Genomic DNA, 17281 nt, shown 5'->3' on the forward strand with positions numbered 1-17281 from the left:
GCTCCTTCGTGGTTAGAAGTACTTGTTCAAAATAGCGGCAGCCGGATCTTCCTCAGACGCTTCGCTAGGCGATGGACCAGGCATTAAGCCGCGCTCTCGCTGAGATGGCAGTTCACCGCCATTGTCTTGCGCCGGTGGCGGAGATACGCGAGGCGCTGGGGCGGGTGCTGGCTGCCGGTTAAACGCCCTTTGCTCAAGTTCCGGAATACGAGCGCGAATTTCCTTAGCCTTTTCTTCGTAGAATTCAATCTCTTCTGTACTCAAGCTATTACGCACAGCGCGATCATTGAGGGTCTCCATAATCCCATCTAACTGATCGCGCTCGTAGTCCAGCTCATCCCGCGCATTTGCTGCGGTGTTATTTTGCCCGGCCCTTGCCCGCACGACCTCATAAGCTTCTGCAAAGGTGTCATAAACACCACGCGTAACGAGCTCTTCTGCCTCCTGAATACGGCTAGGCGCTCTACCGCTTCCGGCTCTTGCTTGCGGCGCGCGGCCAAGCACCTGTTTGGTTTCACCGGTTCTGGAATTGCGCTGCAGTATCGACCCGCCGGGGCCTTCCACTTGCTCCCACCGTTCATTGCTGTCGCCACGCAGCAGGCCAAGCACTTGCGTTGCGCGCTGCTGGGCTTCCGGTGAGCGCATGGTGTTGCGGAGCATCCGCATCCCTTGGACTTGCTCGACCAGCTTTTCAACCGGCACGTACTTCACCAAGTCATCGTCGGCGGTGCCGCGACCCTCGGTCATCGGCGCGCGGTAGGTATTGCCGTCTTCGCCCACCACCTCAAGCTCAAGCGCTACGCTCTGGCCATCGGGTGCCGGGTACATGCCGACCACACGCTTTTGCCCACCGTCACCACGGTTAATCTCGGCGCCAAACATCTGGTTAAGCGCTGCCAGGCTTTCAGGGTCGTTGGCATCGACTGAGGTATTGGGGTCGATCACAGACATAGCCTGGTTAATTGAGTTGTCGGTCTCGGGGTCGAGCGCCGACCAGAACTTGGGGTATTTGCGCAGCGTTTCCAGCTCGTCTTCGCCAACCTCCATGCCTGAGCCGATCTTGCCGAGCGTGAACTGAATGTTTTCCATATCACGCTGACGCGTCACGTCTTCCTGCTGTGTATCGAACTGCTCGCGTTGCATGTCCATGCGCTCTTGCTGCATGCCCATTTGCTGATCGGCGCGCTCATCCGCCTTTTGGCCGCGCTGGTGTTGGCTCATCACCTGAAAGCCAGACAGAAAGCCATCTCCTAGGCCACGCGTGTCTAATCCTGCCATGTTCGTCTCCTAGAAAATTGAGCTGGCCAAGAAGCCAACGCCTGCGCCAATAGCGGCACCCACCGGCCCGCCTGCCATCATGCCAATGCCAGCACCGGTACCGACGGCTCCCATCGTCTGGGTGCGCTCAGCCTGCTGCATCTGGTCTTCTTGCATCTTGGCTTGCCGTTGCTGTCCGGCTAGATCGCTCAGCCCTTGCATGGCCTCGCCTTCCATTTGCTGACGCAGCCCTAGTAATCCGTAGCTCATTGGTTCATCACTCGGTCGGGAATGTTGGAGAGGCCCATGCCACCGGCGAGAATGGATTGCTGACGATCGTGGGCCGAAATGCGCGCCTCATTGCCTGCGCTGACCATCGAGGCGCTGCGCTCGATGCTCGTGCGGCGTTCCTCGGCTGCTTTCTGCTGAGGAGTCTGTGTGACGCCATACGATTGCCGCTGCTGGGCAAGCCCTTGCTGACTGTTATCGTAGGCCAAACCCACCGCATTACTGGCATTCGTGGCAGCGGCGCCGGGGGCATTGTTGTCCTGGGCAACGCGGGCCAGCTCGTCTACGTAGGGCGCGAAGCGGTTCTTCCAATCTGCCCATTGGGCGCGGTTGAGCTGACCTAATAGCGCCGACGCGCCTTGGTCACCGCGCATTGCCTGGTTGGGATCTACCCGGGTCTGTGCGACTTCCGAAGGCGCGTAGTTGATTTGGCCTAGCGTGGGCTGATATTGCATAGCGCTATACCCCACCTGTGTTTACTTGGTCGTAGAGATTCAAGCCTTGAGGCTGGCTGGGCTGGTTGAGGTAGTTCGCGGTACCGGCGCCCGCGACCTGGCCAAGAAGCTGCAGGTTGGCGCTGCGTCGGTTGAATTGAGTAGCCGCAGACTGCCGTGCATCCTGCGCCGACTGCGCGGCGACGCCCGCAAGCCCGGCTTGAGCTTGGCCGCTTTCGCCTTGGCCGATAGCAACAATGTTTTGCAGGCCTTGAATCTGCTGATTCTCTTGCTCGAATTGGGCGCGCCCCAACGTCTCACCCCCGGCACTGGCACCACCCAACGCAATATCGCTCATAGCCGTTTGGTAGCGGCCGCTAGAAGGATCGACACCTGATTGACCTAACTGCATGCCCACTTGTTGACTCGCATCGCTTACTGCCTGCTGCTGGCTTTGCAGCGTACGGCCTGCGATGTAGCTCATGTTGGCATCGCTGGTCATATCGCCCACGCTTTCCATGTAGGCGTTCTCAATCGGCGCCAAGTTCTCCTGGGCATAGTTCCACTTTTCTGCCGCCACCTCGGCAAGCTGGCGTTGCTCAGGCGTGTCCTTGATTTTGCTGCTACCGCCTCCGCCACCGCTCATAGGTCGACTTCCTTTTTAACGGGCTCTGCTGGCTGAGCAAAGCCATTTAAGTAAGCTTCAAGCGAGTCTTCGTGGAAATGGTCGCGAATAGAAAGGCTGACTTTGTTCATCCACTCATAGCCACCAATCAGATAGGCGCACTGAGTCACCATGCCGGTCAGCTGGTCACGGAGCACAAAGGCCAGGGTTTTGTAGTGGTAGCTGTCCGAACGCTCCAGGCACGCACTATCACGCCAGTCCTGTAGGGCGCTGGCCATGAGCGGTCGAAGGTAGGGTTCGTGTTGACGATAGAAGGGGTTGGCGGGCAGCTCGATCAGCGCTTCCCAGAACGTACGAATCAGCACGGCATCGGTCACCGGCTTATCTTTATCGATTAGGTCGTCAAGGGTTTGGGATATACGAAACAGCATCTCGCAAAAGCTGGCAGCCGCTTCGTTATTCTGCAATACGCTACGCAAAAACGTAGCTTCATTCTGGCGGGGCATGGCGCACCTCACGGTGGGCAAATTAAAGGGTTATTGTAGCAGGGTTAGCTCTTGTCTGAAGGCTTTTACCACCTGGTGCATAGCGGCTGGCGTAGACGCGCTGCGCACGTCCGACTTCGCCTTGATGCGCTTTACTTCTACGATGTGAATATAATTTTCCCAGGCGTCTCGTTTGCTCACAACAGCAGCAGCTACCTCAGCGACGTCGGCGCCGATGGCTACCGCCTCTGCTTCAATCAGTGAGCCATGACCCTGTATAGCTTCGGTCAGTTTACGCTGGTAGACCACTTCTTGAGCAGGGTCTATGCTGCGAACCTCGGCGGCGGCGGCATCAATCAACGACAGATAGCGAGCTTCAGCATCGGCGCGGCTCTTGAACGTGCTTGCGTTAAGCGTCGCCAACTACCACCTCCAAGGTGTCATCTAGATACTCAACGTGGCCGCTGAGCGTGATTGCATACGTGCCGGGCACGTCATACGTAATCACTAGCGGGGCATCATCGGTCTCAGTGTTCGTGCCATTGGTTTCAACGCTCATCCCCGCGGGCAAGCCGGTGAGAGTGACGGTTAAGCCCCCCGTTGTTAGCTCAAATTCCAACCCGCGTTTTAGCTGAATTTCGCCGGTGGCGACGTCGACGTAGTGAGTGACGTCATTGACGGTTTCATCGCACCGTACGTAGAGGTATGGGCCCGTTGTCACGCCACGAATACGTCCGTCAGACATCGCAAGCGCGTAAAAATAAAGATCGTCTTCCATTGATCACCTCAGGGTTGCCATTAGCCCCAGAGAACGCCCTTCGATGCGTACGCTGTAGCCAATAATATGCACAGTAAAAATAGATATGCCGGAATTAAGGCCGCCTACATGGGCATTGATCGAGTTAGGCCCGATACCGCCGGGTCGAATAACGACAAGCACACCATTCCGACGAACCTCAATGCGATAATTAGCACTGACACCACCAACCGAGTACGCGCCAAATGAAACAGATACAAGAACGTTGGCACCGCTTGCGCTTACAACAGCACGCAGTATTTCAATACTGGTTTCTGTGCTGGGTATCTGTATCACACCAGATTCGGCAGTTGAGACCGGGATGGTGACTGCCTGCCCTTTGATTTGCAGCGTGTCCACATACGCATCTCCTGTGAAAATCTTGTTACCGTCGATGCGGGTAGACGTTGGCCGCGTCCAGTCGTTAACACGAAGGTGAGCAGAGTTAGCGCGCTCTAGCACGATGGGCGCCGTAGAGCCGGATAGCTCTTCGTAGTTAAGCCCGTTTTTTTCAGCTAGCGCACCCGCACCCGACACATTGCCTATATTGACCGTGCCGTTGAACTGCCCTTGATTGAACTCAACGTTTCCGTTTTGAAGTATTCTCCAGCCGCTTGACCCTGTAACGAAGTTACCGGACTGCACATTGCCGTAAAACCTAGCCGCCTCGGCAACACTGAGGTTATCTACATCAATGGCGTCGGCGCGTATTAACCCACCCACGGTGGTCACCGGCGTACCGTCGTTCAAGAACAGCTTGCCGATAGTGATAGGGCCTAGCTGGCCTTCTTGAATGGAGCCGTTTCGAACAAAGGCTGTATCAATATAAACGGTTCCGCCCTGCACTATAAAAGGCTTACGCTTATCGCTGTTTGTGCGTCCTATCCAAAAACGGTCAACGTCAAAACCTGCGTCGACCTGGGTGCCATCGTTATAGACGCCAAAACCACCAACCAGCCCGTTAACCTGAACCTGTGCCGTATAGCGCGCACCGATGGCCACCAGCTCACCATCCACGCGCTCAATCTGAGTGTTCATGGTGGTTTGTACGCTTGCTACATCCTCTTCAAGGCTCGATTGCACGGTATTGATTTGCGAGGCTTGGCTGGTTATGCGGCCATCTAGCCGCGACACTTCCGTCTGCGCTTCTTGCCTAACGACCGCAATACCCGTATCAAGCTCTGACTGTAGCGTTGTCACCCTGCTGCTGAGTGCTTGGTCTTTGCTTGCCAGTAGGTTGATTTCATCTTCGAATGCAGCTTGGGCATCGCCTAGCGCTACTTGAATGCCGTCGATCCTCTGCGCCGTTGCTTGAGCGTCGGTCGAGCGTACTTCCTCTAGGCCGTAAAACGTCGCAGACGAAGCGCCACGCGAAGCGGACATCACGCGCTGAATAGATGCTAGCAGTTCGTCTTCTGCTGCCCTGGCACGAGACTCATCTGTGATGAGCACAACGTCATCACCTACGGCCGCCATAAGACCCTGAACATCCGTCGCCACCGCCTCGACCGCCGACGACCACGCCTCACGCTCTGCAACGATGTCGGCTGTATTCGTCTCCGTCTGAGCTGTTAGCGTCGTAATACTGCTAGCCAGCGCATCGTATTGCGTGGATCGGGTTTCAGTTTCTTGCTCAATGGAGGCCGTGTTTTCATCAAGGCGGGATAGAAATGCCTGCAACTCGCTGGCGACAGCCTGCTCTTGGTCGACCAGGGCTTGCTGGATCTGCTCAATGGCTGCCGTCACTTCCGGAATATCTGTTTCTGCAAAAGTGGCCAGCGCGCGATCTACCTTTACGCCCCCACCACCACCGGAGGTATCCCCCCAAATGGCAATGGCATGTTCTTCACCACCAGAGCCTGCAGGAACATCAATCACGACATCAAAGAAAGACCACTCAGCGGTGGGTGTGAATCGATACCACTGAGAAGCCTGCCCTGCGATTTGGTAGGCCAAAGCAAACTCGGCGGATGCTTCCGTCGCGGGGCGCTCGGCGTAAACGGCTAACCGTATTTGATTACCTGCAAACTCAGCAGCGGTGGCGGGTGCAATGACGCGACGCACGCCGCCCGTATTTGGGTTTGCTGTGCTTGTCGATGTGACTAGTGCCGATTGCAGCCCGCTGTGCACATCGCCAGTAACCGCGCTAATGGTGCTGCCGCTGGCGGCACTCCAGGCATCATAATCGGCGCCTGGCTCGAAGCCGGAATTAAACGATGGGCGCGAATCTAGTCGCGCTGACAGCACGCCGACTTGCGTTGCTAATGAGCTGTATTGATTTATCCGTATCTGCCGCTCGTCAAGAATCAGCGCCTGATTATCTTCAAAGCTGCCGAACAACTGGTCTATCTGTGTGGCAAACACCTCGTTGTCGTTGATGCGCACCTGCGCCATGGAATAAATAGATGCGGCGTTAGCATCATAGGTAGCCGCCATTACGTTTTGCTGCAAAGCCAGCAAGCCATCCTCTAGCTCAAGCTGCTCTACCGCTTGTGTAATAGCTGTCGTCCGGTTTTCTGTTTCGGCCTGAATCGCTTGCGCACGCGCCTGAGCCTCAAACGTGAGCGCTTCAAGACGCTCGCTACGCTCTTCGTCAAGCGCCGCTATACGATCCTCACGCTCGGCCGCTATCCGGTTTGCTACCGTGCCGTCCAGCGACTCCGGGCCGTTAAGCGTTTCCGATATAGTGCCGATTCTCTCAATTTCTTCCTTGAGCGATTGAGCCAATACGTCGGCATCGATCTCGCCGGTTAGCAACTCAATCACATACCCAAGGTCGGCGATAGGCGCCGCATAGGTGCCATTCGGGCTATTGGGCGGGCCTTCTATATCAGCAACTGATGTAAACGTAATCCAGTAGTAATATCCCTTTAGCTTTGTCGGGTCGTCGGGATCGATAGCGTCATCGCGCACGTAATCGGTATAGAAGCCACCGGCTTCGCGGCCAATAACCTCTGCGTTTGCAAAGTTATCTTCTTCATTCCGAAAAATATTGGTGAACGCATGGTTTCGGTATTGCTGACCCGGTATTGTCCAGCTCAGGTTAATCATGCCGTAAAAGCCGCCCTGGGCGTCAAAACCGGCCGGCGCGGGAGGGATACTCAAATCAGGCGCTGGTGGCAAAGTACCAGAGTCGAGGTTTCCATCCTGCCCCGGGGGCATGCCAGGCTTTAATCGACCAATACCACTATCAAGTAGATCCCTTAGCGTAACCTTGCGGTCGAGCGGATCGCCTCGCACGCCTTCACCGGTTTCCAGTATCTCGGTCATGGCGGCAATGAGGGGGCGTAGCTCGCTCGGCGCCTTGGGCGGCACTGGCGGTAATGTCCGACGGCGTCGGTTCATGGGCACCTCACGGTGAGCCAAAAAGGATTAAATCAATTCGCTAGGCGATGTCGCGATCTGTATGGACTGCACTTCATTAGTGCCTTGTATCTCTAATTCCCAGTCACGGCAGAGCGTGTAACCCGCGGGGAGGCGGAACATACTCGGGCTATCAATCTCGTCATCAAGCACTGTGTTTTGATCGGCTCGAAGGATTAACCTCACAGGGTACTGGGAGGCGATCAGCTTGCCGCAGGTAAACCCGGCGCCGCCGGGCGGCACTTCATGCAGGCGCGACCTCCAAGTGAAGGTCATTAGCTCGCCGTCACCCCAAACCTTGATAACGTTATTCTGGATGATGTAAAGCTTGCCCGCCGCAATGTCGTAATACCCGCCACTTGCATTGATGTCGAGGAACTCGACGCCTTCGCCTGGCGTGAACACCATGCAGCCTCCGTTATAAAACGCTAGGTAGCGCCCGTCGTAGCGATAGGCGTGCATTGTGCCGGGGTTAAGCGCCTGCCATTGTTCTTTGCTAAACACCTCGGCGGTCACCACGCGAGCATCACGACCACCGGCCGCGACAAGCCCTTCATGCCCCGCGTAGATAACGTATTCACCCATATCTACCAACGAGCGAGCCGATACGCAGGGCTGATCTACATCGAGCTGCATGGGCGACATCGCCTCTGGGCTAGAGCCGCTAACAAGGTAAGGCTGGCCCTGGGTCGCCACAATCAGGCCTGACGACGTCGCACCAATGGCAACAATATTGTCTTTAAACGCCAGTTGAAAACCCACTGGCCATGCGTGCGGTAGGTACGCCTCGCTAAAGCACAGCGTATTATCGAAGAACCCCGCCAGAATGCCGCCAGGGAGAGCCGTCAAACCCTTTAGGCGAGCATCGGGCATGTCCCACTCAACCGATGGCAGCGAGCGGCCGAGCTGTGCGCTGGTAATGTTGTCCGTGTACTCACTGGCTGACGCGTTCACTTGCGCAACGTACTGGTAAACACCGCCTGACTCTGCGCGATAAATGCGCTTGGCCACAATATCAAAGCTACCGCTGGGGATGCCCGGGAGCATGAGCTCGACCTGCCCGCCCGCAGGCGCACCGCCGACCATGTCCCACCGCTCGATGACATTACTGGGAACACTGGGTGCGCCCTCTTCGCCAAAACCGGATATCAGCGTGACTACATACGAGGTTTCTAGCACGGTAGGCGGCCGCTCGCTAACGGGTGACCGCTCCTCTGGCGCTGAGGCAGACGGCCCGCTACTTGGCGCCGGAACACCTAGCCGATAGCTGCTACCGGGATAGGGAGGCGTGCCGCTCGTGATATCGCTAATGCCGCCCATTTTAGGGAAGCCATCGCCTGTCCAGTAAACGCGGGAGAACGCATCGTTGGCGAGCGGCGATTTCACGACATGCACGTTACGCCCTAACCCCCACGTCAACCAGAAGCCAGCGCCGTCATTACCACTGGGGTAGCGGTAAAGCGTCGACGGATTGGCAACAGACCCCAGCGATTCAACGGCCAGCGCGGCACGCTCAGGCTTTAACGTGCCGCGCTTCAGGTAGACGTTTCGCGCCTGCTGAGCGTTATTCTCTGGCAGTAATCGGGCGTCCAGTATCGGCAACTCGCCGCGAAAGGCGCTGTGTTGGATTTTCAATTTTTCCACCTTTCAGGCATAAAAAAACCGCTTTCGCGGCGGTTCACTCAGACGGTTGCTGGTCTACCAGCTGATAGCGTTTACCTCTTGTTCTGTCTCAGCCGCTCGCACTAGCTTGACCAGCCGCTGTCGCTGCCCAGTGAGCTGCTGAAACTGCGTGAACATATCTGCATTGCCGATGACCGCCACGCACAGCTCTTGCAACGTCTCCTCTCCATCAGCGCCGTTGCGACCCAATAATATGTTATCAAGCACAGTCGTCGCCGGGGGGTCGCCCTGCTGGCCTTCATACCATGCTAAATAAGCGCGGGCCTCGCGGTTCTGCTCAGTCCAGCCTTTCTGCTCAATCTCGGGGTAGTCTTCGATGAGCGGCTGGGCTTGTTCGCTGTAGGAGGCGTTGATCTCTGCGATCTTCGCCGCCTGGGCGTCAGCGAGTTTTTCAGCGGTTGTTTTGGGGGGAATAAACCATGGCTCGCTCATGCTGCTGACTCCTCCTCTAAATCGGGCATTTTAACTGTCCAACCGTTTTCACGCTTAACGTACTCTGCAGCTGGCGGTGCCGATGTTGCGACGATATAGCAGTTGCTGGGGTCGTAGTCGGCTGAGTTGATCCACTCGCTTTCCGCCCAGTCGTGAGAGCCGTTGACCGTGCTGCATTCATACGCTACGCAACACTGGCCAAGGGTGACAAATAACTCTCCATTAATTCGTTCAACATTGTAAATACCGGCAGTGAGCGTTACGTCGCTCCCTGTATAAGTAGCACCCTCTGGAAATACGGAGAGGTCTAGTCCGTTAACAACCTCTCCTGCAACAGCGTATGACTGCGGCGCAGCCCCTTTAGCTAGAAATTTCAAATTCATGATATTTATCCTTTAATACCAGCGCCCAATTGCGCTAGCAGTGTAAGTCTGATTTGTTCGACTTCCAGCTAAAGATATTCCTCCAATTAGACAATCGGAGGCGTTAGCTATTTTTGTAACGCCAAATTGATCTATAGATGTTCGAATCTGAGCATAACAAATGGGTTCTGATACGAATTGCCTCGGGTACGTCCAAGTATTTCCAGTCGCACCGGAACGATAAAAATCACCTGATATTTGTGTGTCAATATTTATTGTGCGGCCTAACGATGAGTGTAATGTACAAATCATTGTTCCGTCGGCGAACTTAACATATTCACCATCGCTATTACTTCCTCTCTCAATGACAGAGCCAGTAGGCACGCCGCCAGATTGAGAAACTGGGCCAAGTAAGTTACCTGTCGTATATACCTCAACAGGCTGCTGAAACGCACCATTGTGTTGCCCTAAAATAAATAACCGATTGGCAACATTTTGAGGAAGGAATAATGCTTTATCGTACAACCCGCTAATTGAGTATTTGCACCAAAGTAAATGACCGTTCACAGCAGCCGGGCTGTTAAGAGCCCCTAGTGAGTAATAAGTTCCAGAGGGTCTACTTTGATAAATATCATCTGTTACTTGAGGTGATGTTCCTTCAGAAGCTAAAGAAAAGAATGGCCCGTCAGCGCCCACAATACCTCTGTCGGTGAAAGCAGAAACGCCTTGCTGAATATCGAGAACTGTATCTCGATCAGGAAACTCGGCAATTAGTTCTGCGCTAGTACCCTGGCGTCGATAAAGCCGCATGTAAGCGCCGCTGCCTGGTACCGAGAAATATTTGCCGTCGTCGGTATTTTGGCGCCCCTCTGTGATCGTCGGGTAGATGTTGTTAAGGCCCATCGCAGCGTCACGAAAGCGCACAACCTCTTCTTGAAGCTTCGCGTTGGTTTGCTCAAGGTTTACAACCGCCTGTTCAAACGACATGCTGCCCCCTAGGTAAATTGGCGCGGCTTAACGCGCGCGCCCTGCTGCTGGCCATAGACAGACAAACGGTAGGCGTCGGTAATGCCCGCCTTAAACAGCGTTTCGTGGTAAGCCGCTTGCTCTACGTTGCGCCACGGCTGAGGTAGAAGCAGTATCCGATGCGTGGCACCGTGACGCAGCGTTTCAAAGTGCTGGTCGCGCAGCTCGTCAGGCAGCACCCCCTCTGCCGTTGGCTTAACGGCAATGCGGGCGGTGAACGCATCGGTTTCGCTTACTCGATGAATCGCGACCTGGCTCGGCGCGGTCTGCTCGTAGTCGCTGCCGGGTGACATCTTGCGCCCATCACGATAAAGGCTCAGCACGCGAACGCAGTAAACATCATCCGGGGCCATAACGGCCCCTTCGCTGCTCACCGGCACGTCGCGCTCTATCCACGCATTGCCGTCCTGGCACAATCGAAACTCTGCCCAGCGAATGGCGTCACGCACGGTCATCAGCGGTGCTTCGGGCACGTCTTGCACCACTGTTTGCAGTAAATCCATTACTGACGCGTCCGCGGCGGATTAGAGGAGTTGTCGGGCGCATTGGGAGAGATAGCTCGGGCTACCTCCACTTTTTGCCCCAGTGACCCCATAAAGGCCTGCATGTGCATCTGTGCGCGGTTAAGGTTCGCCGCGTGCTCGGCGTCCTTGCTATAGGCGCGGTACAGAATGTAATCGGTAATCACCGGCGCATAGCTGTCGTTTAGCCGGATGGTCTCATTACTCAATCCGTCCAAACCTTGCGCGATATCATGCGGGGACGGCGTAGAGGAGTAGATGAGCTCTACCTCGGCACCGGCCGCGGCAGGCGGGTAGACATAAAAATGCGTCGGGTCTTGGTCATCGAACATGTACTGTTCAATATCAATGCTCTCAGCATCGCCGTGCCAGCTTCGCCGCGTGGTATCCAGCGAGCGTCGTGTAGTGACCATGATGCCCATTCGCTGGCTAGCGATAGCCGTATTGCGCACGACGTCAATCAGCCGCATGCCATCGCTGGGGATTTCTTGCCGCGTGCCGGTGACAAGATCCATGCTGGCGTTGATCGCTGACGCATCGGGCTTAATCTGCACAATGGCTTGATAGGCTTCGTTCAACCAGCCAATCAGCTCTTCGTTTGTCCAGCGGGTACCAGCGGCCGTCACTTCCTGCAACACCAACTTGGTATTGCGAATGACGGTGCCTACAGTCGTGACGGCCATGGCTTACACCTCCTTCATGTGACGGCTTTTCGCCAGTGCTGCTGTCCAGGGAAAGGTGCGCCCGTTCTTAATATGCTTGAGCATACGGCCCTGGTACTTGGGCTTTTCAGGCGCTGGCTCATTGCTAGCGTCAGGATCGCCAGCGTCCGGATCTAGCTCGCTTGAAGTAGTGACGCCCTTCTCTGCCAGTCCTTCAGCAGCCTCAAGCAGTTCGGCCCGGATGGTTTCAACGCCTTGGCGTTTATTGATCTCAACGTTCAGTTGAGCAGCCAGCGGTTCAAAGTCATCCTTCGTCACCGCTTCTTCAATTTGCTCAATCAGTGTCTTGCTCATCGCGTGTTACCTCACGGTAAGTAAAACGCCACCCCGGAGGGCGGCGATGTTAGGCGCTTAGGCAGCGCGCTCGGCGTACAGGTGGCCCATGGCGTTGGGGTCGATGACCTCATAGCCAAAGACGTTGAGTCCGCGCACCAACTGACCGAAGTCAGTCGGATTGGGCAGGTTCTCCATTTTAGTCATCTGTGACGCGAAGGTGAGCGCTTTCTTGTGACCGTAGATCACGTTAGTTGCCTGCCGGGTGGTGGTGGCATCGGTGACTTTCGACATGTTGTTGCTGATATACACGTCGAAACGGTCGAGCATGCCAACCTTGCCGTTACGGAATACCGATGTGTTATCACCCATTGCGCTGGCGTCACGTAGGTCGGACTTCTTGAGCATGCCGTTCATCCACGCAGGCAGCACAATCCAGCGCTGATCATCGGGCACGTTCTGCTCATCAAGCACCGAACCGCAATCCACCAGTACATCCAGGATGTTGGTTTTGGAGATGCTCACCGGCGCACCGGCTTCCCCCATGTCGTAACCGCCAGACTCGCGGCCAGCTCCAGAACCGGCGTTCTCGGCAGCGGCATCGGCAAACACATCACCCAAGATCACCTTATCGATGGCGATCTTCATCTGCTGACCAGCGTCGTCCGACCAGTTGTCCATCAACTTGATGTCCGCCTGGTACTCATCGACGTCGTTCACTTCAAAGGCAAAGTACTTCGCCTTATCAATGTGCAGCTCGACCTTGTCGCTAGTGGGTTTCTCGTAGTTGAGGCCGCCACCAATCTCATAGTCACGAATAGTGATTGAGGGCGTGGTGCGGATCATCACCGTGTCGCCCTTGCTTTTAATCTCCCCCTCATAATCCGTGTTGGAAATCTCAGCGAAACAAGTTCGCTGATACAATTTTTCGACCATCTTTCCCGACCAGACCTGCGGGATAAACCCCGGGCTGGAGGTGCTGGAGTAGTCGGGATGACCTGCGTCGCGTGTTGGGCCTGCCATTGGAATAACCTCTTATCGCCTCACGGCGAGGTATCGGAACCGCCAGCCGGGTTAACGAACCCGGCCTTCACGTTGGGCGGCGAATATGTCGGCTTCCAGGCGTTGCGCTTCATCGGCGGCATAGCGGCCAGCGGTCTTGTCACGATAGAACTGGGAAATTTCGGCACCCGTCCACAGCTTCCCGCCTTGAGAACTCGGCGTTGGTGCTGCTTTCGTGGTGCGAGGCTCCACTTGTTCATCGGGTACCGTGCGCTTTTCCGGCGTTTTTGGCGTCGCCTGACTCAGATGGAGCTTGAAAATATCAGCCACCCCTTTCGCGTTTAGGGACTGCTGGGCCTCACTCAGCACTTGCTGATACTGCCTACCCGTTTGGGGATCAAACTTGCTCAGAAACTGCAGGAACGCGGGATCACTATTGATCTGACGAAAACTAGGCACCGCCTGCTCAAGACTCGACCAAAAGCGCGCCTCTGCGTCTTCTCGCTTCTCGGCTGCATCGGCTTCCTTCTCAGCTTCGAGGCGGTCTAAACGGTCTTGCAGCTCTTTGGTGTTGCCTGTTTCGGGCGCGGCGGCATTCTGTTTCGACATGCGTTCAATGAACGTGACCAGGTCTTCGCCAAACGACTCTTTGAACTGGGCGAGCTGGTCGTCACTGATACCGCTGTTATCGGTCACTGGCGCTTGCTTCTCCAGCTCCTGAATACGCCGATCTTTGTCAGCGACCTGCTGCTTTAGCTGTTCGTTCTCTTTGCGCAGCGCCGGTAGCTCACCGTTGTACTTGCCTTGCAGCACTTGAAACCGATGCTGCCAATACAGCGCATCTTGGGTTTGTGGCTTGGGCTCGTCTTTCGGGGCCTCAGCGGATTGCGCACCCTCGGGCTTGGCCGTATCAGCCTGCTTTGTGTCGTCTTGCGGGTTTTGCTCGCTGTCAGGAGCCGGGGCTTTGCCTTCTTCTTCGGCCTCGGGGTTCTCTGGCGCACGATCAAAGTGCTTGGCGGCAGCGGCAGCTTGCGCCTGAACGGACTGGGGTAATGACATTTCAACTCCTATGACGCCTCTCGGCGTGTCTGTGAGCCGGACTTAGCCGGGGTTCACGATTCGGGTAACGGGTTCAACCTGCAGTGTTGAGCGCACCCACAAAAAAACCGCCTCGACAGAAGCGGCTTGCTTGTGAGGCCGGGCAGTGCCCGGCTATTTAAATCGTGTATCGACTACGTCACGCGCGGTTTCTAACTTTTCGATCAAACCTGCCAGGGCGACAGCCTCGCCCTGCTTGCGAGCTAGCTCAAGCGTATCCCGGCATAGCTCCAGGGAGGTTCGACAATCCTCGCGTTGGGACTTGAGCATTTCCAGCAGGCATTTGCCGTCTGGGCTGCTGTTGATTCGCGACAGGGCTTTCCACTGCTGTGCTGTCATGCTGGGCTCTCTGTGTTTCAGCGATTAACTTGGCGATCTCAGCCAGCAGGTGCTGGGCATCAAGCGGCGCCTGCTGCTGGGCGATCTGGGTATCCGCTTGGGTTTCAGCCGCATCGGCACCGTACTTCTGGGCCTGCGCCTGCTTGACCGCCACTTCTGCCTGCCCCTTGGCCTGTTCCAGCTGCTGCTGGGCTTCCATTTGCGCCTGTTGGGCCTGCTGCTTTTGGGCGAGGTTCTGCTCCATCTGCTCTTGCGTCGGGATGAGGCCTGGCATATCCAGCTTCTCTGCGACGCTGTTCAGTAGCTTACGTCGGCCTTCCATGCCCAGTATGCTCATGTCGGTTTCGTTACCGGTGAGCTGCAGGAACTGCTGGCGAAGCATGCTGGTTTGCTCACGAATGAGCATGGCCGAACTGCCACGAGCGACGACATTGCAATCACCCTTAATGCTTGGGTCATCGCTGTACTGCATGTTGTAGAGCCAAAGCGCCTCAATCACACGACGCATCACGCCACGGTCAATATGGCGAATCGCGTCCTTGATGCCCTTGTTGGCTGACTCCATGAGCATCGATAGCCCGCTGGCCGTATTACCCGCGCCGCCAACGTTTTCGTTGCCATAGGTGTAGCGAGGAATATTGGTGGCATCATCGGCACGCTTTTCAAAGGCGTCGTAAACACTCAGCAGCTCGGCGGCATTGCTAGAGGGCTGAAAGAACCGCACGGCGGCGTTATTGCCGGTGACGTTGCCATCCTTGGTTCGCCATATCTTCCAGGGGTAGATGTTGGTCGGGTCTTCGTTGGGCTGTAGTCGCTCTTCGTAAACCTCCACCTGTGGGCCTGAGCTAATAGCGAGGTTGTTGACCAGGCTGCGTGCCGTCGCGTTGCAAACGTCCTGAATATCGGCCATTAGCTCTGGGATGGCTTGGCCCCAGAAGCTACCGGGTACCGGCTGATAGCTGGCCTTGTGGTAAGGGCGCCGCTCCAGCGGGTCGCGGTTAATGCGCACGCGGATAACGTGCTGGCCAATCAAGATGGCTTCAATCTCATATTCAGCCAGTGGGTCTTCAATATCGTCGGGATTAATACCCCACTGCAGCAGCGTGACGCCCTGGGCACCGCCGGAATAGATCAAGCCGTCGATGGTTTCGCCGTGGGTTAGCCACTCATGGCCACGACCTTCTAGCTCGGCACGCTCGCCGTCCGTCCATAGCCAATCGCGTAAGCCGCCTTGACCGTACTGCTCCAGTACGCGACGAATCGACTCTTCATTGAATGATGGCACGCCAATCAGCTGGTTGAGCTGCATACGGGTAAAGCGCGCGCGCTCAATCATAAACGCGCCGTCATCAATGTTGGTGGCGTCTGGGCTTGGGTACATATCGAACGGTGACACGCGCTCAAACTCGGGGCGTACGGTGGTGGTCTTAACCGGCTGCCAGCCTTCTAGCCATTCCAGTGTGGGCACCCGGCGCAGAATAGGTGCGCGGATGAATGACGTCGGGTAGGTGACGAAGTCATCAACGAACTGCTCAAACGCGTCGTTCCAGCCGCCTTCGGCCAACTGGTCGGCAATGGTGTCTTCGTGGCGCTCGGCGGCCTCCTCAGCCTTTTCTTGTGCTAGCTGCCGTACCTGTTCCCGCGCCTGCTCAACCAGCGACGCCATATCCACTTGCTGGCCTTGCTGTTGGGCTTGCATTGCCTGCTGCTGGAGTTGCTGCAACACGGGCGCGATATACTCGTCAGGCACGTCGGCCACTGGCGTTGGCTGCAATCCCCACGGCTGCTCATTGGCAGGCATCATGATGTCGCGGATCCATGAACCGGCGGCGCGGCACTTGGTGGCCGTCAGCATCATGTAAATCTCGGCACCGCCTTCTTTGCGAATAGCCGATAGCTTGTCTGGGGCGTACTCGCCTTTACGACGACGCAGGCAGTCCAGCAGGCGATATTCAACCTCTTGCTTGGCCACCTTGGCCGATTCCCAAGAGCGGCGAATATGCGCACCCAGTGACGACTCCACTAGCTGACGGCGACGCTCTTCCTCTGCCGCCATTTGCTGGGCTTCCGCCGCTTGCTCGACGTGCATTTCAGACGCGGATTTATATTGCAGCAGTCCCAAACTAGCCATTGGCGGCACCCTGCGTTAGCGCCCGGTAGATGGCGGCATCGGCGGCGCGCTTATGGGTGCGCATGCGCTGTACGTTGCGTCGCATCGGGCCTAGCTGCGTAAACAAGTCAGTCACGTACCCCTTAGGGTCAGCCAAGAACTCCAGCAGCTTGATAGTGAAGGTCACGCCCATGCCGCCTTCCACATCAAACTGCAAGCGGATGCCGGGCTCTGGCGCCGACACCTTCTCCTCAATGATGATCATATCGATCTGCACGTTGCCCACATCGGGGCGAATCTTCTTAGAGCGAATGGGAATCTGGTGTTTCATCAGCTCTTGCGCAATACCCATCGCCGCATCGCGGGCGAGCTTTCCGATATCACGGCTCTGCAAGCCAGCCAGGCGAAGCACTGCCGTGTTTGCCCTTTGCTGTTTCGCGCTATCCGGTGCGGTATGAATCATGA

The 17281-nt window shown here is 56.3% G+C and carries 19 protein-coding genes; all 19 read right to left on the reverse strand.

Translation table 11 applies throughout. The features are described from left to right. Positions 1-12: 12 nt before the first annotated feature. Positions 13-1278 (reverse strand): hypothetical protein, encoded by a 1266-nt coding sequence (locus J7J49_RS01245; protein ID WP_215089583.1) that lies wholly within the window; start codon positions 1276-1278, stop codon positions 13-15. A 9-nt stretch (positions 1279-1287) separates the two neighbouring features. Further along, positions 1288-1527, reverse strand: a complete 240-nt coding sequence (locus tag J7J49_RS01250; protein ID WP_215089585.1) for a hypothetical protein — start codon at positions 1525-1527, stop codon at positions 1288-1290. After that, entirely contained in the window at positions 1524-2000 is a 477-nt protein-coding gene (locus tag J7J49_RS01255) for a hypothetical protein (RefSeq protein WP_215089587.1), read from the reverse strand. Before J7J49_RS01255 ends, J7J49_RS01250 begins: the two co-directional genes overlap by 4 nt. A 4-nt stretch (positions 2001-2004) precedes the next feature. Beyond that, on the reverse strand, positions 2005-2625 hold the full coding sequence (locus J7J49_RS01260) for a hypothetical protein (RefSeq protein ID WP_215089589.1): 621 nt from the start codon (positions 2623-2625) through the stop codon (positions 2005-2007). Beyond that, positions 2622-3110: a hypothetical protein gene (locus tag J7J49_RS01265; protein ID WP_215089591.1), complete on the reverse strand. Its 489-nt coding sequence runs from the start codon at positions 3108-3110 to the stop codon at positions 2622-2624. The genes J7J49_RS01260 and J7J49_RS01265 overlap by 4 nt, the downstream gene beginning before the upstream one ends. Before the next feature lie 30 nt (positions 3111-3140). Beyond that, entirely contained in the window at positions 3141-3512 is a 372-nt protein-coding gene (locus J7J49_RS01270) for a hypothetical protein (RefSeq protein WP_215089593.1), read from the reverse strand. Then, entirely contained in the window at positions 3499-3867 is a 369-nt protein-coding gene (locus J7J49_RS01275) for a hypothetical protein (protein ID WP_215089595.1), read from the reverse strand. The genes J7J49_RS01270 and J7J49_RS01275 overlap by 14 nt, the downstream gene beginning before the upstream one ends. A gap of 3 nt (positions 3868-3870) precedes the next feature. Then, on the reverse strand, positions 3871-7230 hold the full coding sequence (locus J7J49_RS01280; protein ID WP_215089597.1) for a phage tail tip fiber protein: 3360 nt from the start codon (positions 7228-7230) through the stop codon (positions 3871-3873). Between the two features lie 27 nt (positions 7231-7257). Further along, positions 7258-8883, reverse strand: coding sequence for a hypothetical protein (locus J7J49_RS01285; RefSeq protein ID WP_215089599.1), 1626 nt, complete (start codon positions 8881-8883; stop codon positions 7258-7260). A gap of 63 nt (positions 8884-8946) precedes the next feature. Next, positions 8947-9363 carry a hypothetical protein gene (locus tag J7J49_RS01290; protein WP_215089601.1) on the reverse strand — a complete coding sequence of 139 codons (417 nt, stop codon included), beginning with the start codon at positions 9361-9363 and terminating at the stop codon, positions 8947-8949. Beyond that, positions 9360-9746, reverse strand: a complete 387-nt coding sequence (locus tag J7J49_RS01295; protein WP_215089603.1) for a hypothetical protein — start codon at positions 9744-9746, stop codon at positions 9360-9362. The genes J7J49_RS01290 and J7J49_RS01295 overlap by 4 nt, the downstream gene beginning before the upstream one ends. A 12-nt stretch (positions 9747-9758) precedes the next feature. Beyond that, a complete protein-coding gene (locus tag J7J49_RS01300) occupies positions 9759-10712 on the reverse strand; it encodes a hypothetical protein (RefSeq protein WP_215089605.1) in 954 nt (317 codons plus the stop codon). An 8-nt stretch (positions 10713-10720) separates the two neighbouring features. Beyond that, positions 10721-11254: a hypothetical protein gene (locus J7J49_RS01305; protein WP_215089607.1), complete on the reverse strand. Its 534-nt coding sequence runs from the start codon at positions 11252-11254 to the stop codon at positions 10721-10723. Next, a complete protein-coding gene (locus J7J49_RS01310) occupies positions 11254-11955 on the reverse strand; it encodes a phage adaptor protein (protein WP_215089609.1) in 702 nt (233 codons plus the stop codon). The genes J7J49_RS01305 and J7J49_RS01310 overlap by 1 nt, the downstream gene beginning before the upstream one ends. 3 nt (positions 11956-11958) lie before the next feature. Beyond that, on the reverse strand, positions 11959-12288 hold the full coding sequence (locus tag J7J49_RS01315) for a hypothetical protein (protein WP_215089611.1): 330 nt from the start codon (positions 12286-12288) through the stop codon (positions 11959-11961). 57 nt (positions 12289-12345) lie between these two features. Continuing rightward, entirely contained in the window at positions 12346-13113 is a 768-nt protein-coding gene (locus tag J7J49_RS01320; RefSeq protein ID WP_251048087.1) for a phage major capsid protein, read from the reverse strand. Positions 13114-13341: 228 nt separating this feature from the next. Further along, positions 13342-14328, reverse strand: a complete 987-nt coding sequence (locus J7J49_RS01325; RefSeq protein ID WP_215089615.1) for a hypothetical protein — start codon at positions 14326-14328, stop codon at positions 13342-13344. A 247-nt stretch (positions 14329-14575) separates the two neighbouring features. Then, on the reverse strand, positions 14576-16837 hold the full coding sequence (locus J7J49_RS01330; RefSeq protein WP_215089617.1) for a portal protein: 2262 nt from the start codon (positions 16835-16837) through the stop codon (positions 14576-14578). Then, complete coding sequence (locus J7J49_RS01335) at positions 16830-17279, reverse strand: hypothetical protein (RefSeq protein ID WP_215089619.1); 450 nt, start codon at positions 17277-17279, stop codon at positions 16830-16832. The genes J7J49_RS01330 and J7J49_RS01335 overlap by 8 nt, the downstream gene beginning before the upstream one ends. Positions 17280-17281: the final 2 nt, after the last annotated feature.

It is taken from the genome of Halomonas sp. ISL-56 (assembly GCF_018612805.1).
Classification (GTDB): domain Bacteria; phylum Pseudomonadota; class Gammaproteobacteria; order Pseudomonadales; family Halomonadaceae; genus Vreelandella.